Source organism: Chryseolinea sp. H1M3-3 (assembly GCF_029360725.1).
Taxonomy (GTDB): domain Bacteria; phylum Bacteroidota; class Bacteroidia; order Cytophagales; family Cyclobacteriaceae; genus Chryseolinea.
The window spans coordinates 77,197-101,425 of record NZ_JARKMY010000019.1; the positions used below are offsets into that span (position 1 = coordinate 77,197).

At 41.3% G+C, this 24,229-nt stretch carries 16 protein-coding genes; 13 read left to right on the plus strand and 3 right to left on the minus strand.

The features are described from left to right. Nucleotides 1-76 precede the first annotated feature (76 nt). The 4 genes from P2W71_RS27575 to P2W71_RS27590 all read left to right on the plus strand — a co-directional run bounded on the left by P2W71_RS27575 (nt 77) and on the right by P2W71_RS27590 (nt 4,060). Nucleotides 77-1,099, plus strand: coding sequence for a type IX secretion system membrane protein PorP/SprF (locus tag P2W71_RS27575; RefSeq protein ID WP_276374756.1), 1,023 nt, complete (start codon nt 77-79; stop codon nt 1,097-1,099). Between the two features lie 241 nt (nt 1,100-1,340). Continuing rightward, nucleotides 1,341-2,744: an HD domain-containing protein gene (locus P2W71_RS27580; RefSeq protein WP_276374757.1), complete on the plus strand. Its 1,404-nt coding sequence runs from the start codon at nt 1,341-1,343 to the stop codon at nt 2,742-2,744. Between the two features lie 206 nt (nt 2,745-2,950). After that, on the plus strand, nt 2,951-3,499 hold the full coding sequence (locus tag P2W71_RS27585; RefSeq protein WP_276374758.1) for an RNA polymerase sigma factor: 549 nt from the start codon (nt 2,951-2,953) through the stop codon (nt 3,497-3,499). 39 nt (nt 3,500-3,538) lie between these two features. Continuing rightward, nucleotides 3,539-4,060, plus strand: coding sequence for a hypothetical protein (locus P2W71_RS27590; RefSeq protein WP_276374760.1), 522 nt, complete (start codon nt 3,539-3,541; stop codon nt 4,058-4,060). Nucleotides 4,061-4,235: 175 nt separating this feature from the next. Here P2W71_RS27590 and msrA read toward each other — a convergent pair whose 3' ends face one another. After that, nucleotides 4,236-4,790 carry a peptide-methionine (S)-S-oxide reductase MsrA gene (gene msrA, locus P2W71_RS27595; RefSeq protein WP_276374763.1) on the minus strand — a complete coding sequence of 185 codons (555 nt, stop codon included), beginning with the start codon at nt 4,788-4,790 and terminating at the stop codon, nt 4,236-4,238. Between the two features lie 394 nt (nt 4,791-5,184). Between msrA and P2W71_RS27600 the strand changes: the two genes are divergently transcribed. The 3 genes from P2W71_RS27600 (at nt 5,185) to P2W71_RS27610 (ending at nt 8,943) form a co-directional block, all read left to right on the plus strand. Then, nucleotides 5,185-6,246: a beta galactosidase jelly roll domain-containing protein gene (locus P2W71_RS27600; protein ID WP_276374764.1), complete on the plus strand. Its 1,062-nt coding sequence runs from the start codon at nt 5,185-5,187 to the stop codon at nt 6,244-6,246. Between the two features lie 11 nt (nt 6,247-6,257). Further along, on the plus strand, nt 6,258-7,286 hold the full coding sequence (locus P2W71_RS27605) for a beta galactosidase jelly roll domain-containing protein (protein WP_276374765.1): 1,029 nt from the start codon (nt 6,258-6,260) through the stop codon (nt 7,284-7,286). 460 nt (nt 7,287-7,746) lie between these two features. Next, on the plus strand, nt 7,747-8,943 hold the full coding sequence (locus P2W71_RS27610; RefSeq protein ID WP_276374766.1) for a PLP-dependent aminotransferase family protein: 1,197 nt from the start codon (nt 7,747-7,749) through the stop codon (nt 8,941-8,943). A 120-nt stretch (nt 8,944-9,063) separates the two neighbouring features. Here the strand turns inward: P2W71_RS27610 and P2W71_RS27615 are convergent, their stop codons facing one another. Further along, a complete protein-coding gene (locus P2W71_RS27615) occupies nt 9,064-9,840 on the minus strand; it encodes a phytanoyl-CoA dioxygenase family protein (RefSeq protein ID WP_276374767.1) in 777 nt (258 codons plus the stop codon). Nucleotides 9,841-9,913: 73 nt separating this feature from the next. On the opposite strand from P2W71_RS27615, the gene P2W71_RS27620 reads away from it, so the two are divergent. Further along, complete coding sequence (locus P2W71_RS27620; RefSeq protein ID WP_276374768.1) at nt 9,914-12,385, plus strand: ABC transporter permease; 2,472 nt, start codon at nt 9,914-9,916, stop codon at nt 12,383-12,385. Between the two features lie 79 nt (nt 12,386-12,464). On the opposite strand, the gene P2W71_RS27625 is transcribed toward P2W71_RS27620, so the two are convergent. Further along, on the minus strand, nt 12,465-14,807 hold the full coding sequence (locus P2W71_RS27625) for a DUF4838 domain-containing protein (protein WP_276374770.1): 2,343 nt from the start codon (nt 14,805-14,807) through the stop codon (nt 12,465-12,467). Nucleotides 14,808-15,008: 201 nt separating this feature from the next. Between P2W71_RS27625 and P2W71_RS27630 the strand changes: the two genes are divergently transcribed. The 5 genes from P2W71_RS27630 to P2W71_RS27650 all read left to right on the plus strand — a co-directional run bounded on the left by P2W71_RS27630 (nt 15,009) and on the right by P2W71_RS27650 (nt 24,095). Further along, entirely contained in the window at nt 15,009-16,583 is a 1,575-nt protein-coding gene (locus P2W71_RS27630; RefSeq protein WP_276374772.1) for a serine hydrolase, read from the plus strand. A gap of 510 nt (nt 16,584-17,093) precedes the next feature. Next, complete coding sequence (locus P2W71_RS27635) at nt 17,094-17,996, plus strand: hypothetical protein (protein ID WP_276374773.1); 903 nt, start codon at nt 17,094-17,096, stop codon at nt 17,994-17,996. A 174-nt stretch (nt 17,997-18,170) separates the two neighbouring features. Beyond that, nucleotides 18,171-18,512, plus strand: a complete 342-nt coding sequence (locus tag P2W71_RS27640) for a helix-turn-helix transcriptional regulator (RefSeq protein WP_276374774.1) — start codon at nt 18,171-18,173, stop codon at nt 18,510-18,512. 3 nt (nt 18,513-18,515) lie between these two features. Continuing rightward, nucleotides 18,516-21,170, plus strand: a complete 2,655-nt coding sequence (locus P2W71_RS27645; protein WP_276374777.1) for an ABC transporter permease — start codon at nt 18,516-18,518, stop codon at nt 21,168-21,170. Between the two features lie 297 nt (nt 21,171-21,467). Beyond that, nucleotides 21,468-24,095 (plus strand): FtsX-like permease family protein, encoded by a 2,628-nt coding sequence (locus P2W71_RS27650; protein ID WP_276374779.1) that lies wholly within the window; start codon nt 21,468-21,470, stop codon nt 24,093-24,095. Nucleotides 24,096-24,229: the final 134 nt, after the last annotated feature.

Genomic DNA, 24,229 nt, shown 5'->3' on the forward strand with positions numbered 1-24,229 from the left:
TTACCTGTTTGAGGATTCAAGGTTCAAGGCTAGGCGAACCTCGAACCTCAGACATCGAACTTCGAATTTTTAGAGAATGAAAAAGATTTTACAAATACTATTACTGATAACAAGCTTCTCAGCGTATGCTCAGGATCCGCAGTTCTCTCAATATTATCAGGCACCATTGTACCTTAATCCGGGCTTTACAGGTATTACGCCGCAACAACGCTTTGTAGCAAACCATCGTATTCAATGGCCCAGTTTGCCTCAGGCTTTCGCTACCTATGCGGCATCGTACGATATCTTTGTAAATGAATTAAGAAGTGGTTTTGGATTTCTGTTTACCACAGACAAAATGGGTTCGGCCGGTTGGCGAACCACAACGGGATCTCTAATGTACTCTTACAAAATCAAGTTAACAGAAAATATAGTTTTTTCTCCAGGTCTTTCCTTTGGATATGGATCAAACGGGCTTGACCGTTCCAAACTGCGTTTAGGTGATGGGCTTGAGTATGACGGAATTTCTCTTGATCCTGAGTTAAATAAATTGGGCAGGCAAAGTCATTTTGATTTTGGTTCAGGATTTTTGTTGTATTCGAAGAGCCTTTGGTTTGGTGCATCGTTCCAACACATGAACAGGCCCAATCTTTCTGTGCTTAATGAAGTGAGTCGGCTTGATATCAAGACTTCTATCCATGCGGGTATACGGTTAAGTCTAAATGGTGGACTGCTGAATCGCGCGCGCACTTCTTACCTTACACCGTCATTCATTTACCGGATGCAGGGAAAATCATTCACACAGCTTGATTTGGGTGTAAACTATCATATTGATCCTATCTCTGTCGGTTTGTGGTATCGCGGTAAACCTTTCCAGCGAACCGTCATCAATAGTATCGCGCAAGACGCATTGATCCTTTATCTCGGTTTATATTTCAAAAGTCTCACGATCGGTTATAGTTATGATTTCACAATATCAGAATTGCAAACTTCGTCAGGGGGCGCACACGAAGTTTCAATTGTGTACGAATTCAATTCCAAGTCAAAGAAAAGCGTTAAGAAAAAATATCGCTTGATTCCATGTCCGACGTTTAATAGTAAGGAAGGGTTCTGGAATTAAAGTGAAACACACAGCCGCTATTTTGAGTAGGGCGATTTAATATAAGGATTGTCGATGCGTGTAGCTGTCATAATTTGTTGCACAGGAGCGGACGCATTTGCACATTGAACAAACTTCTTCGCCACAGAACTCTGTTCCTCCTTAACTTATCTTTGGATTTTTCGATAATCCAATATTCTGATTTTCCAATCTTCCAATTCCAAACCTTTACCTAACTTTGGCCGGATATGCAATCTGGTTTATGAACTTAGCGTCTTCTCTTCAACATGATGTGTTAAAAAAAATTGGCCGTGTGGCCGATGCTTTACAGCTTGAAACGTATGTCGTTGGTGGCTATGTGCGAGATTTGATTTTGAATCGACCTTCCAAAGATATTGATTTTGTTTGTGTAGGAAGCGGCATAGAGCTCGCTCAAAAAGTAGCGACGGCACTGGGGCCGGATATCCATGTAACCATTTTTAAAAGTTTTGGGACAGCTCAAATTGTTTATGGAGATCTTGAACTGGAGTTTGTTGGCGCGCGGAAAGAATCCTACCGACATGATTCCAGAAAACCTATTGTTGAAAATGGAACATTAGAGGATGATCAAAAGCGGAGGGACTTCACCATTAATGCATTGGCCATAAGTTTGAATAAAAAAAATTATGGTGACTTAATTGACCCGTTCAATGGTCATGAGGATATGAAAAAAAAGATTATTCGCACGCCACTCGATCCGGCGATAACTTTTTCGGATGATCCTTTGAGAATGATGCGCGCCGTACGCTTCGCATCACAATTGAATTATGACATTGAAGCTGACGCTTTTCAAGCCATCATTAACCAGGCAGAACGTCTTCAGATTGTTTCGCAGGAGCGTATAACCGATGAGTTGAATAAAATTATATTAAGCACGGTTCCCTCTTATGGGTTCAAGCTTCTTTTCCATAGCGGTTTATTGAAACAATTTTTTCCAGAGCTCGTGGCCCTGCATGGTGTAGAATACATCGGAAACAAGGCGCACAAAGATAATTTCTTTCATACCCTTCAGGTACTCGACAATGTTGCAAAGGTATCCAGTGATTTGTGGTTGCGCTGGGCTGCAATACTTCATGACATCGCCAAACCGGCAACCAAGAGATATGATAAAATCCACGGCTGGACATTTCATGGTCATGAAGATCGTGGTGCCCGCATGACTCCTTCCATTTTTAAGCGCCTAAAGCTACCGTTGAATGATAGAATGGAGTTTGTACAAAAACTTGTTCGACTACACTTGCGTCCCATTCCACTTTCCAAAGAAGTGACAGACGCTGCCATCCGAAGGTTGCTATTCGATGCGGGTGACGACATTGATGCCCTCATGAAACTTTGTCGTGCGGATATCACCTCCAAAAATTATGACAAGGTCAGTCGCTTCCTCAAAAACTTTGACGTAGTTGAACAGAAGATTGCAGAGGTAGAAGCAAAAGATCACATCAGAAATTTTCAGCCCCCCATCACTGGTGATGAAATTATGAGCCTCTATAAAATTCCTCCTGGAAGAATTATCGGTGAAATTAAAGAGCAAATTAAAGAGGCTATCCTGGAAGGGGAGATCAAGAACGACAGGGAAGAAGCCATGCAATTGTTAAAAAGAATAGCGAAGGAAAAGGGGTTGGAGTAGCCATCGGCGAGTCTAGATTAAGGTGCTTGATGGAGAACCAGTAGTGTTGCTGTGAGTATGAGGCGTAGGCACCAGTGTCAAAAAATCAGGCTTCAACCCGGAAGCGCCGCATCTAACCGGAAGCGCCGCATCTAAAACAGTGATGATTGCCCTGTGCAACCCTTTTCTTTTTAACTTGTCTTTATACATCAATAGCAGCAAAACGATTGGATCAGAGGACTTTGCACATTCATGATGAACTGATTGAACGATGCCGGATGGGGGAGAGAGATGCGCATTACCAGCTCTATAAGCTGTATGCAAAAGCCATGTTCAACGTTGGATATCGCATCACAAAAAGTGAAGAAGAAGCGGAAGACGTCCTGCAAGAAGCGTTTATCAGCGCGTTTCATAATCTCGAAAGCTATCGTGGTGATGCTTCCTTTGGCGCCTGGTTAAAAAGGATCGTGGTGAACAAGGCCCTTAACGCTTTAAATAAACGTAAACATGAATTGATACCGGACGACGACGAGCAATGGGATGTAGCTGAAGAGGAAACGTCCACTGAATACAGGGAGGATTTAACGGTTGAACGGGTGAAACAATGCATTGAAAAATTGCCGGATGGATACAGGACGGTGCTCTCGTTATATTTGTTGGAGGGATACGATCATCAGGAAATCGGGGAGATTCTTGGTATCAGTGAATCTACTTCAAAGTCTCAGTTGAACAGAGCGAAAAGTAAATTGAAAGAATTATTAAACCAGGTTCAGTAGCCCAGCGCAGATGTTGAGCCCAAAAAAAATATAATTGCTATGAAAGATGAATTAGATGATTTCATTAAAAACAACAGACAGCAGTTCGATGATAAAGAACCTTCAGAAAAAGTATGGAGGAATATCGAAACGTCAATGAAGTTTAAATCTTATAGCGTATGGAATTCTGTCGGCCTATGGCGAGCCGCAGCAGTGATATTTATGCTACTGTCGGTTTATCTATTAATTCCGAAAACAGGTACCCCACGTCAAAGCGCTGAGTTGGCAGCCAATGAATTTAAGGATGTCGAGGCATTTTATTTTCAGCAGATCTCAGAGAAAGTTGCATTGATTGACGGCTTCCAAAAAAGTGATGGTCTTAACGGTCATACGCAGGATTTCAAACAACTGGAAGCGATGTATATGGTTTTAAAAGAGGAAATGAAATCGAGACCAAGTGAGAAAGTAAAGGATGCGTTGGTGTTAAATTTATTGGTACGCATTAATTTATTAAATCAACAACTTTCGAAACTGGATAAAGAATATAGTAAAAATACGAAGCCAGCCGACGATGAAGTGTAACTCACTTTAGAGGTTAAAAACTTTACGACTTCACAGGTATATCTACATAGCAAAAAAGCTCTGCGTCTCAGAGCTTTTTTGTTACCTAAACCTAAACCTATGAGAAGATTTACTCTACTCAAGGAATACTAACGGCGTACCAGGCTTGGGGTTACATTGTGCGAAAAAAAAATTTTTAATTTTTTAGTTTTTCTTTAAAAACCTTTTTAAACTTTTCAACCTTGGGCTGAATAACATACGCACAGTATGGCGCTTCACCATTAAGGTTATAGTAGTTCTGGTGGTAATCTTCCGCCTTATAAAATACTGAAGCCGGGGTTATCTCCGTTACAATAGGTTGATCAAACGCTTTGGCCTCCGTCAGCTCTTTTTTATATTTTTCAGCCAATTGTTTTTGTTCATCCGTGTGATAAAAAACTGCTGATCTATATTGTGTGCCGACATCAGCTCCCTGTTTATTGGGGGTTGTTGGGTCGTGTGTCTTCCAAAAAATCTCCAATAATTCATCGTAGGTCACCTCCTGGGGATTGTAGGTAACTTGAATTACCTCTGCGTGGCCTGTTAAGCCGCTGCAGACTTCTTTATACGTAGGATTCTTAACATTGCCCCCCATATATCCGGAGACAACCTTCTCCACACCATCCACATTTTGAAATATTGCTTCTGTGCACCAGAAACACCCCGAACCGAATGTTGCAATTGCTTGATTAACCGCTTTTAAATTTGTCATATTTTTTGATTGCTCTTTTTTTGGCTGCGCTATCGAATTACTCCCAATTATTGTAATAAACAAAATAACTATAAATCTAAGGGTCGCAGAAAACTGCGTGCCGCAACGATGGGATCCTACCATTCCAACGTTTGTCCTGTATACCATGCTTTTGTTCATCGTTGTGTTAACCTAAATACGAATAAAATGGTTTCTTTGGATTTTCGTTTTCTATGTGAACGTGAGCGAAGCGACAGTATCCTTTGCCAGAAGTTCAGAACTTGAAAATGAATCATCTTTACGCTTAGTGACAACTTTTTACATTTCTTTACCCATCCGTGACATCTCTATTTCAGACCGCCCGTATTTTTATTCATAATTAATTTATCCACTACCATCAGCATTTGTTATGGCTATGAGAACATCGACCATCATCCGGACTCTTTCAGTTATTTTATTCTATGTACTCTTATTCAATGTTCAGGCATCATGTCAGCAAAAAGACAGGCGTGCAAATTTGCAAGGTCATTGGAAATTTATTCTGGGCGATAACATGAAGTTTGCTAAGCCTGAATATGATGATTCGGATTGGGAAAAAATTTACGTCCCAGATAGCTGGGAGGATGAAGGTTTTCGTAACTACAATGGCTATGCCTGGTATAGAAAGACGGTTGAAATTGAAGCATTGTCGAATGACATACTTTACCTTGAACTTGGAAAAATTGACGATGTGGATGAGGTGTATCTCAACGGTCACCTTATTGGTGCAACAGGTAGTTTCCCTCCTGATTATTTTAGTGCCTATAATTATCACCGACGTTATTTAATTCCTTTAGAGCACGTGAACAAGAGTGGCAAGAATGTAATTGCAGTAAGGGTATATGATGAAGGAGGTGTCGGTGGAATTATGGGCTCACCTGTAGGGATTTATCATTATCAGAATTATTCTCAAAATAGCTTCAACCTTTTTGGTAAGTGGAAATTTCATTTGTTTGACAATCCAGAGTGGTCTGAGCAAAACTTTAATGATACCTCATGGGAGAATATTATGGTACCTGGAGGTTGGGATGAGCAGGGCTTTAAAAACTATGATGGATTCGCCTGGTATAGAAAAAAATTTAAGCTTCCTGCTGATTTTAAAACAGATGACTTGATGTTACTGCTCGGAAAAATTGATGACATGGACGAGGTGTTTATTAACGGTACGCTTATTGGAGGAACTGGTAATATCGAGAAGAAGTGGGCAAGTAACGACGAATACACTCGGTATAGAAATTATGCTGTGCCGGATCACATTTTGAAACCCGGGAAGGAGAATGTAATAGCGGTTCGTGTTTACGATCAGCAACAACGTGGCGGTATCTATGAAGGCCCCATAACTATATTGCCCAGGAAAGAGTATAAACAATTTTGGAAGAGTTATCGCGATGAGAATTTTGACTTTCCCCAATGGGTATCCTATTATTTGTTCGACTAATTAAGAGATTTGTGAATAAGAAACGAAGCTGGATTTTCTCGCTGATCACTGGAGCGCTTTCTGTTGTGGCTATACACCCCAGCAACGCGCAGGATGATTGGGAACGCGTGTTAAATTTAAGAGGTTATTGGAAGTTTAGCATTGGCGACAATAAAAAATGGGCTGACCCTAAGTATGCTGATGATGATTGGGAAAATATAGACGTGCCTTCGACGTGGGAAGATGAGGGATTCAATGGTTACAACGGTTATGCGTGGTACAGAAAAGCATTTGATGGAACCGAACTGGAAGGTAAAAACGTTAACTATAATTTATTCCTCGGTTACATAGACGATGTCGATGAAGTTTATCTCAACGGTCATAAGATTGGATTTTCAGGAGTGTTTCCACCGAAATTTCATACCGCTTATAATGCTTTCAGAAATTATTATTTGCCTAAAGAATACATCAACTTTAATGGAAAGAATTTACTGGCGGTACGCGTATTCGACTCAGAAGTAGCCGGAGGAATTGTGTCTGGTGATATCGGCATTTACATCAACGAAAATGACAGAAACCTCGCGGTGAATCTGAGAGGTCTTTGGGATTTTACGATTGAAGCGCCGATGTACAGAGAAATAGATAACAAAGAGTTTTTAGGATCTGATAAACACACTCCACCCGTCGACAGTAAGTGGTCAAAGATAACGGTGCCGGGCGAATGGGAACATCAGGGATACGGAAATTTCAATGGTACAGCTTGGTACAAGAAGCAATTTGTTATTCCCAAAGAATTGGACGGAGAGGACCTCGTACTAATGTTGGGAAAAATTGATGACTTTGATCACACCTACTTCAATGGAAAATGGCTTGGATCTACGAATTATCACGACAAGATGAGAGTCTACACGATACCAGCCGACTTGTTCACTGGGGGTGCAATAAACATTCTATTAGTATATGTGAAAGATACCGAGCAACGGGGCGGGATGTACGAAGGTCCTATCGGCATCATGAAGCAGTCGGAATTTACACGGTATTATCGTTCGCGAAACAGATAGGAGGGACGGGTATTTTTAAAAAGTTTTTCTGGAAACCAACTGGCTCCTTGGTTATTCCAGAAATTATTTTCAGTTTTACAGTATGAACAACACAGTACTTCATATCGCAGTTGCGGCAGTGGTGAAAAATTCATCCTGGAAGGCCTGACGTTTGTTGAAAAGAAATTCAAAACCCTGGCCTTCAAGCCGGGGTTTTTTGTTTGTAGTAACTATTAAGCTAATCGTGAAAGTTGATTGCGTCCCTTCGCTTCAGCTTTTTGCGAACCAAAATCAATGAGAATGAATACTACGTTATTCCTATTAGCAATTATCGCAGTCGTCGCAGTGGCAGGTAAATCTCCCACGACCGGATAACTTGTGTTTTTATAAAATAAATATAAGTAAAGAAGCCCGGTCAAAAGCCGGGCTTTTTTATTGGCCACCGGGATAAACCCATGCAATTATTTAAAAACTAAACTATATGACAATTACCCAATCACGACCATTTTCCGAAAGGATGCAAAACATGCCTGAGTCATTCATCCGAGAAATTCTTAAGGTATCCTCTAACCCTGAAGTGATTTCATTTGCTGGAGGCCTGCCAAACCCAAAATTTTTCCCGGTGGATAGGATAGCAGCGGCAGCGGAAAGGGTATTCAGCAAGCAGGGAACATCAGCCTTGCAGTATTGGGTAACGGAAGGCTATCTGCCGTTGAGGGATTACATTGCACAATGGCAATCAGCCAAAGCTGGACGGAGACTCGCAGCTGAGGAAATTCTCGTGTTAAGCGGTTCTCAACAGGGACTCGACTTAATGGGAAAATTGTTTTTGAATCCCGGAAGCAATGCTTTGCTGGAAGGGCCATCCTATCTTGGTGCTATCCAAGCGATGTCTGCTTACCAACCTGAATTTCATCATCTTAAAATTTATGAAGGTGGCCCCGATGTGAACGAGTTTAACAAAGCTATGAAGACCTTAAAACCACCGCTTTTTTATTGCATTCCAAATTTTCAAAATCCAACTGGAAATACCTACGACTTGTCACATCGTCAAGCCATGGCTGCTACAGAATATAATAATGATACGATATGGCTGGAGGATAATCCGTACGGAGAAATTTATTTCGAAAAAAATGACCTACCAGATTTTTTTAACCTTCTACCTGAAAGGACAATTTCGTTGGGATCATTTTCTAAAATAATTTCGCCAGGGATGCGCATGGGATGGGCCGCTGGACCGAAAGATATAATTAAGAGGATGTCAATTGCAAAACAAGCGTCGGACTTGCATTCCAACAACCTTACCCAACGCATTATTTACCAATTCTTAATTGACAATGCGTTAGAAGATCATCTTGACGCAATCCGTATTTTTTATAAAGAACAGGCTAATTTCATGATCGCTGAGATGATGCAATATTTTCCTCCGCAAGTAACTTGGATAAAACCAAAGGGCGGAATGTTTATATGGGTAACTTTGCCTGACCATATTCAGGCAAACGCGTTATTGAAAACGGCGATTGAACAAAATGTGATCTTTGTACCGGGTCAACATTTTTTTATTGACCCGAAACAAGGAACCACCTCCCTTCGCATGAACTTTTCAAATCCTTCAAAGAATGAGATTACAAAGGGTATTAAGGTGTTAGGAAGTTTAGTTTATGATATGATGGAATGAAGTTTATCGCAGAGGCGAGACTGCAAATCCTAAAACAAAGATGTTGGTTTAGCATAAAGCTTATCCAATTTTCTTATTTAAGAAATTTTTCGCTTCTGTCTTTTTTTTCTATTTCTGTCACTAAATTTTGAGTCCCATCCTGATAGCCAATTCCACAGGTGAATAGTCTTTGTCCGGTCGATGTATCCGGATTGAGTCTTCTGATTTTGGGAGGAGGGGAGGTTGCGCGAGGAATCGGGCTGTCTTACCACGGTTTGGCTGCGCGCCGTGGATCAGAAACGGATGACATATATATACAGTGCCAGCTTTGCCTGTGGCGTAAACTACACTCCTTTCAAGTGTGGTGGTAAGTTTTTGTGCGACCTCAATAAATGTTAGACCATTTTCTCCGGCAGGTTCGAGCAAGCGGGGAACATCCAAATGCGATCCCACCAGAATTCTGGTTGGCGCATCATCGAGGGCAATATCCGAAAATAAGAATAGCATTAATAGCGCTCTTCCTTTGGAGTTGACGTTTATCCGGTAGGATCCATCCTCACCATAAAATCCTGCGTCAGCGTGCCATCCGGTATCACCTGGATCTGATGCACTCGGAAACCTAACTGGAAAAGTGCCTAAGCCGCCTTGAGGAATCCATCTGTCCTTCCCAACAAGCTGATTGGCTGCGGCATGAAGGATCGGCGTGTTGGCCGCAATACGAAATGGTTCTTGAGAATATCCGCCCAGACGAATAACGGGTTGTTTCCAAGTAGACGGATCGTTGGGATCACATCCTGTGTCCTTCCATAAAATCCGAAGGGCTTCTTCTGCTACAGATTTCGGAAAAGCATCCTCGATCTTTACATAACCATCTTCAATGAATTGTTGTATTTCTCTTTCGGTAAGGTGTTCCTGCATAACAAATGAGATAAGATGAAAATATAATGTTTGTCTGACACGTGATCGCCACCGTACAATCATATGTTCATTAATGACTAAAGATTACGCGGGGATATGTTTTTTCCAAGTTTTGGTGCGGATTTTAAGTGGCATTGTAATTGACTTCGGGACCATCAGAACGAAAGACCTTATGCTCAGAAATTATCTTATTACCGCCTACCGTAATCTTTTGCGAAATAGATTTTTTTCTATCATCAACATCTCGGGACTTGCTATCGGTATGGCTGCCTGTATTTTGATAGGCCAATACATCGTTTTTGAAAAGAGCTTTGATACTTTTCATACGAAGTATAAAAATATCTATCGGTTAGTTAATGTGCGACATTATCCGACGCATACGGATGAGAGCGCCGGTTGTGTTACCGCTCTTGGTCCTTTGTTGAAAGAAACTTTTCCAGACGTTAAAGAATTTGCCCGTTTTTATAAAAGCACGCGCGTCTTTACGGTGAACAATAATTCGGTAAAGTTTACAAACGTATTAAGTGCTGATTCGACATTTTTTAAACTTTTTGATTTTTCTATAATAACAGGTGCAAATAAGAAATTACTCACTAAGCCTAACACCCTTGTATTAACTACATCGAGCGCTAAAGTGCTGTTTGGAAAAGAAGATCCCATTGGCAAAACCGTTCTTCAAGGAAAGATCCCCTATGTTGTTGAAGCTGTCGCTGCTGATGTTCCGGCTAATTCACATTTTAAATTTGACATGGTGCTTTCATTTGTTACAGATTTAAATGACCCTAACTATTGCGTCTCCTGTAACAACCGTCCCACCTACGTTTTGCTGGAAGAAAATGCTGATGTGCAATCGCTTCAAAGAAAGATGACAAACATAACCGCACAGCTCCATCCCCAAGGTGATGTGAAACGTGAGTATATTTTTCAACCGCTATCCGAAATTCATTTGAACTCGCATCTAAGATTTGAGTTCGAACAAAACGGAAATGCAAAAAGTGTGATGGCTTTGACAGTTGTAGCTGCGTTAATATTGTTTATGGCGTGGTTGAACTACGTTAATTTAACGACGTCGATGTCTATCAATCGGTCTGCCGAAATCGCTGTGCGAATGGTGAATGGTTCCGGACGCGGCAATCTGATCAAACAATTTCTGATAGAGTCGTTGTTAGTGAATGTAATTGCCTTGCTCTTTGCCATATTAATTGCTCAGATGGCCTTCCCGTTGTTCAGCGCTCTCACAGCTATGGGTTCAGCATTCACGCTGTTAACAGATTCATTGTTTTGGGTTACGTTACTCGGATCGATTATCGTTGGTTCGATTATTTATGGTTTCTACCCAGCCGTTATCGCCTCTTCGTTTAAACCTATTCAAGCGCTGAAAGGAAAAGCATTGCTGCCAGGCGGCGTATATACCATGCGTATCGGGTTGGTGTTCCTACAGTTCTCGTTTTCTATTATTCTCATGGCTGCTACAATTGCCATGTACAGGCAAATTTCCTTCATGAAGAATAGGGACTTGGGAATGCAATTGGATCAGACCTTAGTGGTACCGGTACCCAATGATTTTCGCGACAGCGGTGATGGCCTGCGTACGCAACTGTCTAATTATCCGCAGTCATTTTCTGCCATTACGTATACATCATCCATCCCCGGAGAAAATGCAGGAAATGTTGGTGGCGGTTTTCTTATTGAGAATGCACCCCTGGAGGCCAGCCAGCAAGTTTATTCTTATTATATAGATAAAAATTATTTTGACTTTTTATCGATCAGGGTACTGGCGGGTAAAGGATTTGTAAGCGACCAATTGACAAACGACAAGAATACAGAGATCATTATAAACGAAGCGGCCCAAAAGGCGTTTGGTTTTAATTCTTCCGAAGAAGCTGTTGGAAAAGTTATTTATCAGAATACAAATGTTGTAGGACGGATACAAGGTGTGGTGAAGGATCATCACAATCGTTCACTCGATCAACCTGTCTATCCAACAATTTATCAATATACCAAAGGAAAAGGTTACTATCTTATTAAAACTAATCCGGAAAATGCACAACGCGCGATTGGCCTTGTCAAAGAAGCGTTTGAAAAAAATTATCCCAACAATCCCTTTGAGTTTTACTTTTTAGACGAATACTTCAACGCTCAGTATGTTGAGCACACACGGTTCGGGAAAATCTTTGGAATTTTTACCATGTTGGCCGTTTTTATTTCCTGCCTGGGCCTTTCGGGATTAAGTTTATATACGATAAAAATCAGGACAAAAGAAATTGCACTTAGAAAAGTACTTGGAGCAACAGTTGCGAATTTACTGGGCATGCTCGCAAGAGAATACTTTAGGCTAACCGTTGTTGCGTTTATCGCGGCTGCACCGATAGCCTATTTTTTAATTGATCAGTGGCTGCAGAAATTTTCATACCACATCACCGTTTCCTGGTGGATGTTGGTGGTTCCTGGGTTGTTCATCCTATCTATTGCATTTCTCACCGTGAGTACGCAATCGCTGAAGACCGCGTTGGCTAAGCCAGCTGACAAATTACGAAACGAGTAATTAGTCTGGCAGGACATTCACACGGATTGCCGCTATGCTAAATTCGTGCCGCCATTAATTTGATCGTGGCAAACGGATGCTATTCAACCACGATTTCGTCCACCAACATCCGGGCAGGTCTACCTGCTCCGGGATGCCAGCCCGGCGTATTTCCAATGGTGTGTGCTTTAACTTTTATGTAACGCGCATTACGTGGTTCAAACTGTGCGATGAAATCACGTTGTTGCCCGCCATATTGATCAATTGGTAATGTGTTGTTGACGGCGGCTACCAACTCGAAAGTCTGACCGTCTTGCGAAACAAAATATTCTACCTTTTTTGGAAGCACGCGTAGCCAGAAAGCATATTGATAATATGCGGATTCGATTCTCTTTACCGTTTGACTTGACTCAAGATCAATAATAACTTCAAGATTTTCGCCGGGAAAGGAAAACCAGTTGTAATCATAGTCATGACTTCCTCGTTTGCCGTCCGTTAACATCATAACATTCGCATCCACGGGGATATTGGTAACCGACGGGCTGACGAATTTAACCTTTTTCCCAAAGGCCAGATGCTCGTTCATACCCTGCGAAAATAACCGGTACATAGCCGAACGATATTCCTCCGGCGACGTACTCCACTCTTTTACTTGTGTAACACCTTCCCGAATACACAAATCTGTGAACGGATCAATTTTAGCCCGCAATGCTGTTTTTATCTCCCATCGACCATTCACTTTTTCAAACACACCAAGCGGTCCGAAAAAATTTTTCTTTGCTTGTTCCATAATCGCGAACTCAAGGGGCTGTCGTGCGATTTTGACACGTTCTAAAAGAATGGCACTGTCTGCGACCATTGCTTCAGCTTCATCAAATATCTTTCCGTACCGTTCAATCAACGTTGGCGTTAGATAGCTGTTCGCTGCTTCATTTGGTGTTCCAAAAATTCTCAATGGCTTTTCAGCACTAATCAATGACTCACGCATTTCATTTATATATTTTCCGATCACCGGTCCCGCCACGGAATAGTAGCCATTTAAGAAATCGTTCATCACAGCTTCTGCATTTTCATTTGGATTCCACAGAAACTTCGAAATCATATAGGCACGGAGTGCAGCAAACTCACCGCCAACTTCCCGGTTACCTTGTTCGAACATCGCGTTGACACCATGCTTGGCGAAGAATGCGATGTTGGGTTGTAAAACATGAAGGTTAGGAAAAGGACTGATCAGGTTATTAAATTGAATTACATAATCCCAAACAATAATGTCTTTAGAAATTTTTCCCCAGTCTTCTACATCCCGAACAAAATCGGCACTTTCCGGATCCTGGTCAATAGGCTTATGGCGATACGCCTCGATACTGCAAAGCATGATGTTTACATTTTCCCGAGGCACTAATGTTTTTGGTGCTTTGCGACCATACTCGTAGGCGAGTGTTGAAATCATTTTGTTGGGAAACTGGTCTGCAACTTGATTCACAAAGTTGATAATAGAACCGGAAGGTGATCCTTCACGATCGTCGATGGCTTTGCAGTTATCGCACGTGCAGAAATTTTTATTGTCGTTCTGACTCACTGACCAGTACGTAGCACTGGGGTTTTGTGCAATTTTTCGACGCAGGTTTTGGATGGTGATTTGTAACACATCAGGATTGGTTAAACATAACTGTGTGGGGATTCTCTCACCATTTACCATTGAATAATATTCCGGATGAGCCTGGAAGTATATTTCGGGAGAGACCAGTTCGTTAAAAGTATGAACCCACATGCCCCAGTCGGGGCGTTCCCCATTTTCGTTATGATCAAGTTTATGCCAGTCGGTGTATTCTGCATCCCATGTTACCCGATAATGAGTGTCACGAAAGGTTATCGCAGGCACTTGTAAGTCGTGGATAGTGCCAATGGCAATCCGTTTTTGTTTGGGTATGATTTTTACGTTAGGGCTATACATTCTGCACCCCAGGTATTTTTCTAAAAAAGTATATACACCATACAATGTTCCTTTCTCATTTCCGCCTGCAATGACCAAGCGCATGCTGTCGGTTTTAATTAAAAAGCCATCATCTTTCAACGTGTTCAGATTCAGATCGATTTTTAATTCATCTAACCGTTCATTTTGTCCTAGTAATATTTCATACCGGCTACGGTGTTTGTCTGAAGAAACGATCGGTATTGCTGTGCCTGAAATTTGGAGTAGATAATCTTGAAGCACCGTTGAAGCCTTAAGCTCGTGCACCGTAGCACTTGAAGGAACAACAATTCGATAACGGCTAACTTCATCCTCAACAAGGACAACGGCTTCTTTAACTTTCTCCGTGGATTTTTTTTTGTTTCGTTTTTGTGCCGATACTGGAATTGAGAAGACGAGAAAGCAAAGTATAGTTGTTAAGATTGCAATCCGATCAACACTTTTTTGCGATAAAAATTTCCCTGCCGTCATGATATTTGGATTTACTTGTTAGAATAGTTAAATGTAAAAAACTATATTGATTTTTGTCATGACCCATACACATGTATGCATGCACATAAATGATCTTATTCGAGCACAGCCCGTCGAAGAATTTCCCATTGAGAAATCATAAAATTAATGGTAACATTATATTTGAAATCCAACGTTGAATCCTCAAACCAAATCTTTCAAATGTCCAATCGAAGAGTCTTTATTAAACAAGCAGGGGCTGGTGCCCTCGGCCTTGGATTTCTAAATTCGTTTCCTTCTTTTAGTCAACACAACTACGATAAAGTCACTAACGCTTTGCCGAGAAGTACGCCTGAGGCTCAAGGCGTTTCCTCCGCGGCCTTGCGCAAATTCCTTGAGGCAGTTGCCGACAGCAAGCAAGAGTTTCATAGTTTGATGATCGTCCGGCATGGACATGTTATTGCAGAGGGATGGTGGTCTCCATACTCACCAAAGTTAAAACAGCAATTATATTCCTTAAGCAAGAGTTTTACTTCAACAGCGATCGGACTTGCTGTTGGCGAGGGTCGCCTTTCGGTGGAGGATCCGGTGACTAAATTCTTTCCAGACGATCTTCCCAGCGAAATAAGTCCCAACTTAGCAGCGCTAAAAGTGAAGCACTTGCTAAGCATGTCTGTGGGGATGGCCAAAGATTCTATTCGTACCATAGAAGTAACTAACGAAGGCACGTGGGCAAAAACATTTTTTAGTCTACCCATCGACTTTGAACCAGGTACAAAATTTTTTTACAACTCAGGCGCCAGCTATATGCTGAGTGCCATTGTAAAAAAAGTAACAGGACAATCTGCACATGATTATCTTAAGCCTAGACTTTTTGAACCTTTGGGAATAACCGGCTCCTCTTGGACAGCCAACGCAGAAGGTATTAATATTGGCGCATCACACCTGCGTCTTAAGACGGAAGACCTGGCAAAGTTTGGTCAATTGTACTTGCAAAACGGACAATGGAACGGAAAGCAAATCCTTAACGAGGAATGGATAGAAGCCGCATCAAGCAAGCAAATCAGCTCCGGCAATAATGATAGCAGTTGGGGATATGGATATGGTTATCAATTCTGGCTCAATCCTCCTGGCGGCTATAGGGCAGACGGAGCGTTTGGACAATACAGCATGATATTTCCAGAGAAAGATGCTGTTGTCGTTATTACGAGTGAGAGTTATGGTAAGCAAGTAACCATGCAGTTGGTGTGGGATAATTTGCTCCCTGAAATGAAAGATGCTGCACTCCCCGCAAACACTCCCGAGCACGAAAAACTTCAGCAAGAATTAAAAACGCTTGCCTATTATCCGCCGAAATTCAATGCTACCTCCCCGCTGGCCGCAACAATCTCAGGGAAGGAATTTGTGTTGGATGAGAATGATCATAAGGTGAAATCCGTTTCTTTTCATTTCAAGAGTGACAAATGTATTTTTAACATCAAACAAGATGGCAAAAAGGATCTTCCTATCACGTGTGGAATTAACGGATGGTATACAGGCGACAATAAAAAGCCGGATGAATCATCATTATTCTCTAAACTTCGAATTGACTTTGACTCGGTAGTCGCCGCCAGTGCAACATGGAAGGATAGTAATACTTTACTCCTGAATTGGAGAACCATCGAAACCACCCATCATGATAGCCTGACCTGTTCATTCGAAAACAATAATGTCACGATTGTATTTCTGCACAGCATGGCAGCAGCAGAGAACAAACCAGATGATCGTGCGCCTTTAACCGGAAGAATGTTAGCTTGAGCTTAAAGAAAGCAGGCAACCGGTAATACCATGACCAAAAACTTCAATATTTCAACATCAATTTATTTATTTCAAGAACAAAAAAATCATGATGTGTGACTGCAGAATGAGGACGTATTTCAATCCAACTAAAGATAATTCAGAATAGTACGAAACTGGTATATGTCTGTTCGAGAACGGACAATGCTGTAAAATATTAAGACGGAAGTTGATATTTTTAAGAGACAACTAAAATGTGCTTATGGTATTTTTTGAGGACTTTTCAGACTCAAGATCTCCATTCTTGGCTTTTGCTGTCTTGGTTTTGGAGGAATGTCAATTGGCGTCTACGTGTGATGGCCCGATATTGGTATGCTGCCTTCTGGATGAAAGGGCGTAAAAGAAATTTTTTGCAAGGAGCTGTTGGCATATAGCTGACGTGGATCTATGGAAATAAAAAGGACATGATTAGTTTTGAAAGCTAGGCTGTACGTTATAGATTATTGGTCAATGATTATGGACTTAATATAGATGTCGAGATTTTATTTGTTTAGTTTTTTAATCTTTACTCAGCTCTCTGCGTTTGCCCAAGAGGGTAAAAGAGAACGTCATCGGTATCTAGGTGAAGAACAACCAGGCGTCACACCCGCAATCTTTGCGAAGGGAATTGTATCGGATGAAAATCGTTATGAATTTGGATCAACCTTTTCTAGCGATGGTGTGGAATTCTTTTATGCGATAGAGATAAACAAAAAACCTGAGATACATTATATTAAGTATGAGAACAATGTATGGACAAAGTCAAAAAAGTTATTAAGCCACGAGAGGTACGGCTATAACGATCCGTTTTTGTCGCCGGATGGAAAAAAACTGTTTTTTATTTCTGACAGAGCGCTGGATGGCAAAGGAGATAAAAAGGATATTGATATCTGGTACATCGAGCGAACCAACACGGGCTGGTCTGACCCTATTAATGCCGGTAAAGCGATAAACACAGACAAAAACGAATATTACATCTCGTTTGCCAAAAACGGCACGATGTACTTCTCGTCGAATGGAGGAACGACGATGGAAAATGATAAAAATTACAACATACGAACTTCTGAATTTAAGGGGGGGAAATTTCTATCCTCTAATCCATTAAATGAAGCCATCAATACGGAATATTATGAGGCTGACGTTTTCATTTCACCAAACGAAAAATATATTATTTACTGTTCGGAAAGACCAGGTGGCAAGGGGAAAGGTGATTTGTACATTAGTTTTAAGGATGACAAAGGAGCGTGGCAACCCGCTAAGAATATGGGAGCGTCAATAAACACAAGCGGTTATGAGTTTTGTCCTTTTGTAACTAGCGACAATAAATATTTATTCTTCTCGCGGGACGGCGACATCTACTGGGTTTCAACAAAAGTCGTGGATAATCTTCGTTAGCAATTATTAAGATTTTGTTTCAGAATTTGTAACCATCCAAATAACTCACGGTATTTCTTACTAAAAAGTAGAACAAATGAAATGAATTGTGCATATTTCCTCTACAATTTAGTATCATATAAAGATCGTATTTCAGGACGAAATTTTTCGGACCTCACACTCAACACTTGAACAATGAAAGAAACTCGATTAGGAGAATTTGAAGAAGTGATATTATTACTCGTAGGTATTCTGGGAGAACAAGCCTACGCGTTTAGAATCGCAGAAGAATTTGAATCACAAACAGGCCGCGCTGTTTCTATCGGCGCAACGCATTCAACGCTTGACCGCTTGGAGAACAAAGGCTTTCTAAAGTCGGAGATGGGAAGTTCAACTCCCGAAAGGGGAGGAAGGAGAAAAAGGATTTTCACAATTACTGCGCTTGGTAAACGCGTGTTAAAAGAATCAAGAGATTTCAAAATGGCATTGTGGGGGCAGTATCCAGCCTTTGCTGGTAAATTAAACTATGAGATGTAACCAATGGCCAGGAATAAAATACATCCGCCAAGACTAGCGCAGCGCCTGCTACGAACTTTTTTACGAGATGATCTCTCGGATGAGGTGCTGGGAGACTTGGAGGAAAAATTTTATCTGACGGCTACACGTAGGTCTCAGTTTAAGGCGCAACTCAATTATTGGTATCAGGTCTTTCACTACCTGCGCCCTTTTGCTATTCGAAAATCCAAACCGACTTATTCAAATCATTTCGCTATGTATCAAAGCTATTTCAAAATCGGATGGAGAAACCTACTGAAAAATAAAGGGTATTCTGTTATCAACATCGGTGGCCTTGCTGTTGGTATGACTATAGCTATTTTGATTGGGCTCTGGGTTTATCATGAGTTATCGTTTAATAAATATCATAAGAATTATGATCGTATCGCTCAGGTAATGAAAGGTGGAACTCGTGAAGGAACCCTTTTTTCCGGCGGGTTATCGCTCCCTTATCCGCTGATCGATGTACTTAAAACAAGTTACGCTGCAAACTTCAAACACATCGTTGAGGCACTTCAACCTCGCGAATATATTTTATCCTCAGGGGAAACTAAAATATCGCGAACTGGCCAGTTCTTGGGCGCTGGTCTTCCCGAAATGCTTTCCCTAGAAATGTTGAGGGGAAACTGGAATTGTCTGCAAGATCCTCATTCTATTTTGTTGTCAGCTTCTGCGGCCAAAGCATTGTACGGTGATGCAGATCCTACTGGGAAAGTTCTCAAGATCAATACAGAAATGGACGTGAAAGTTACGGGTGTTTATAGGGATTTACCACACAACACAAAATTTCATGATGTTAAATTTTTTGCTCCCTGGGAGCTTGCGCTTTTGCACAATGCATGGATCAAAGACCAGCCCTGGGACAATCATTTTCTTTATATCTATTGTGAAATCGCCCCGAACACTTCATTTGAATCTGTTTCAAAAATGATTGTCGAAGCCGAAATGAAAGTCATTGATAAAATGGAAAATTTGAGTGAGCTCATAGCACAGCGTCCGCGTATTCAATTGCTCCCCATGTCCGACTGGCATCTCCGTGCGGATTTCAGTCATTTTCCTAATTACGGAATTCCAGATAGCGGCCCCGTTAGATTTGTAATTCTAGTGGCCACCATCGGCTGTTTTGTGCTGCTGTTGGCATGTATTAACTTTATGAACTTGAGCACAGCTCGATCGGAAAAGCGTGCAAGGGAAGTTGGTATTCGTAAGGCAATGGGTTCCTTTAGGAAACAATTGGTAAGTCAGTTTTTTTCCGAATCGTACCTGGTTGTGATCTTCGCTTTTATCTTGGCGGTCACTTTTTCATTTATTGCATTACCCTGGTTCAATAGCTTAGCTGATAAGGAATTGATCATGCCTTGGACCTACCATTGGTTCTGGGGTTGTAGTCTTGGTTTTATCTTGATTACAGGATTAGTGGCCGGAAGTTATCCAGCCTTATACTTGTCGTCTTTTAATCCGATTAAAGTTTTAAAAGGCACTTACCGCACAGGGCGTTCGGCATCTATTCTTCGAAAAGTTTTGGTGGTTGCACAATTTACGGTATCCGTCACGTTGATCATCAGCACCATCATCGTTTATAATCAGATTGTATTCGCCAAAAATCGACCGGTAGGTTACACGCAAGTGGGTTTGATTATGGTTCAAAAAAAATCCAACGACTTTTACGGTAAAACAGATGAACTGAGAAATGAGCTTAAGAAAACTGGAGTGGTCGAAGAAATTTCAGAATCCGGCGGGCCGGTTACAAATGTCTGGTCGAACAATGATGGATTTGAATGGGCAGGCAAGGATCCCAACCTGAAACACCAGTTTGGTACGTTAGGCGTCAGTACTGAATATGGCAAAACCGTGGGTTGGCAATTTGTTGAGGGCCGGGATTTTTCACAAGAATTTGTTTCAGACTCCAGCGGGATAGTTATCAATGAAACAGCAGCAAAAGACATGGGCCTTGAACACCCGGTAGGGGAAATTATTCATTGGAAAAACAGATGGTGGAATGTTGATAAGGACTACAAAATAATTGGTGTTGTCAAGGACATGGTCATGAAATCTCCATACGAAGCTACACTACCGACCATCTTTCTCCTCAATCGACAACATTCGTACATCAACATAAAAATTGCTCCAGGCGTGGATACAAAAACTGCGTTAGAGCAAATGGAAAAGGTTTTTCGAAAACTTATTCCGTCTGCACCGTTTGAATATCAGTTTGCCGATCAGCAATATGCACTGAAATTTGCAAAGGAAGAACGCATTGGAAAATTAGCTTCAACGTTTGGAACGCTCGCCGTATTGATCAGTTGCCTGGGATTATTTGGACTCGCTTCTTTCGTAGCAGAACAACGAACCAAGGAAATTGGTATCCGTAAAGTTGTAGGAGCAACTGTTATAGATCTCTGGCAGATGTTATCAAAAGATTTTATCCTTTTGGTTTTACTCTCCTGCCTTGTCGCGAGTCCCATTGCTTATTATTCCCTCTCAAAATGGCTGGAGAATTATGCTTACCGCACAGAAATTTCGTGTTGGATATTTGGTATTGTCTGCCTTTGCGCCGTGATAATTACATTATTGACTGTGAGTTTCCAGACGATCAAAGCCGCGATGATGAATCCGGTCAAGAGTTTAAAATCCGAGTAATTTGTGAATCAGGATGGTCGAAAAAAAAATTAATAGGATGGGTTATAAAAAATAATTGGATGAAAAAAATTAGTGAAGAGTTGACCTATAAAGTAACCGGTTGTGACATGAGGGCTCATAATACACCAGGGATCGCGTTCCAGGCAGTCCAGGTTTAAAAAATTAGAAAAGGATTAAAATAAAGTTTGGAGTGCCAAGCCTTGAGGTAAAGCGACTATGTAGGAAGCATAATCATATCGTTGCTAATCATGAAATCGCAAAGCGTCCTTAAATTCTGACCATTCCGATTCAGACAAATTGAAAAAGAATAAAACCATACCGCCCGCACTCCCTAGGAAACTTCTTCTCAGGTTTCTTCGCGACAATCTTGCCGAAGAAGTCAATGGAGATCTCGAAGAAAAGTTTTACTGCACGTTACAAACAAAATCTTTGTTTCGAGCTCGCATTAATTATTGGTACCAGGTCTTTCACTACCTGCGCCCTTTTGCTATTCGAAAATCAAAACCGACTTATTCAAATCATTTCGCTATGTATCAAAGCTATTTCAAAATCGGATGGAGAAACCTCGTGAGGACTAAAAGCCATTCGGTCATCAACATCGGTGGGCTTGCAGTTGGTATGACAGTCGCCATGCTTATTGGATTTTGGATTTATGATGAATTGTCGTACGATAAATACCACGAGAACTATAATCGGATTGGTCGCGTGATTCGTAATGGAACATTGAACGGCAACACAATATCTACAACCTATTTGCCATACGCGCTGGGAGACGAACTAAAAACAAAGTATGGAAGTAACTTCAAACATATTGTCATGGCTTGGCCCGTAGGAACACATATTCTTAGCACTGTTGACAAAAAACTCTCCCATACCGGCCAATTTATAGAATCAGGTGCGCCAGAAATGTTAACCTTGAAAATGTTAAAAGGATCCTGGAAAGGTCTGAAAGACCCACACTCCATTCTGCTTTCTGCTTCCCTGGCAAACATCCTTTTTGGTGACGACGATCCTATGGAGAAGATGATCAAGATCGACAATGCAATGGACGTTAAAGTCACTGGTGTATATGAAGATTTGCCACACAACACCCATTTTCGGGACGCGGATTTTTTAGCGCCCTGGGAACTATTTGTTACGCATAACCAATGGATGTTAAGCCAAGGATTTAAGAATAATTTTCTTGATATATATGTGGAGATTCAACCGGCCATCAATTTTGAAACGATATCTGCAAATATAAAAGACGCCATTTTAAACAACGTCAAAGATGACAAGGCTTACGTCGATGCTAATCCGCAGCTTTTTCTTCACCCGATGCGTAAATGGCATCTTGAATCAGAATTTACAAATGGAGTGGCGACAGGTGGGCTTATTCAGTTTGTTTGGTTGTTTGGGATTATCGGCACCTTCGTCTTGCTGCTGGCTTGCATCAACTTTATGAATTTGAGCACGGCGCGTTCGGAAAAACGTGCCAAGGAAGTAGGCATCCGAAAAGTTATGGGTTCTGTTCGTCGCCAGCTGGTAAATCAATTTTTTACAGAATCTTTTATGGTGGTGTCATTGGCCTTTATCATATCCATCTGCACAGTAAGTCTAACGTTGCCGTGGTTCAATGAATTAGCAGGTAAACAAATGACCATGCTTTGGATGAGCCCATTTTTTTGGATCATCAGTTTTTGTTTTATCCTTGTCACAGGAGTTTTGGCTGGAAGTTATCCCGCACTTTATTTGTCATCATTTCAACCTGTTAAAGTTCTGAAAGGTGTTTTCAGAGCTGGTCGCTTTGCTTACATTCCCAGAAAGGTTTTAGTGGTTATTCAATTTACGGTATCCATAACGTTGGTTATCGGTACGATGATCGTGTATCAACAAATTCAATTCGCGAAAAACAGACCGGTAGGGTATTCTCGAGATGGCTTGATCATGATGCAGATGACCTCGTCCGATTTCTATGGAAAAACGGATGTTCTCCGAGACGAGTTAATTAAAACTGGCGTAGTAGAAGAAGTGGCGGAGTCAGGGAGTCCGACAACAGCCATATGGTCAAGCAACGGTGGTTTCAATTGGAAAGGGAAAGACCCGAATCTTCAAACTGAGTTTGCAACATTATCAGTAGCACCAGAATATGGAAGTACAGTCGGTTGGCAATTTATAGCCGGAAGAGATTTTTCAAGAACGCTTTCCAGTGATTCAGCGGCATTTGTCATTACCGAAGCTGCAGCGAAATTTATGAATCTTGAAAACCCGATTGGTGAGGAGGTGCGATGGGAGCCTGGGTGGCGAAAAGGGATGACTTTCAAAATTATCGGCGTTATCAAGGATATGGTAATGATCTCGCCCTATGAACAGCCCATGCCTACAGTGTTTTTTTTAGGAGGCCCAACGAATTGGCTCAACATTAAGATTAATCCGGGAGTGAGTGCTGTCAGCGCGATACCAACAATAGAAGCCGTTTTCAAAAAAATAATTCCCTCCGTTCCATTCGACTACAAGTTTGCCGATCAGGAATATAATTTAAAGTTTGCCGCAGAAGAACGCATCGGTGAGTTGGCTTCAGTGTTCGCTACACTGGCTATCCTTATCAGTTGTCTTGGATTGTTTGGATTGGCCTCCTTTATCGCGGAACAACGTACTAAGGAAATCGGTATTCGAAAAGTGGTTGGCGCTTCAATCTTTCAACTTTGGCAGATGTTATCAAAGGATTTTGTAGTGTTGGTCGCCATCTCGTGTATCATCTCAATTCCCGTTGCTTATTACTTTTTATCGGATTGGATAAAAGAATATGACTATCGAACAGAAATTTCCTGGTGGATATTTTTTGTTTCCGCCATCGGAGCTGTCGTTATTACGCTGTTGACAGTAAGTTATCAGGCCATAAGAGCAGCGAGGATGAACCCTGTGAACAGTTTGAGATCGGAGTAATTAACTGAATCAGGTGACCCGTGTATATGGATTAGCAGAATTATTCAAAAAAGTAATCGGATGAAAAAAATTAACCAAGTGTTGACCTATGAAGTAATCTGTTGTGCGGAGCATAATGAACCAGAGAACTGGCC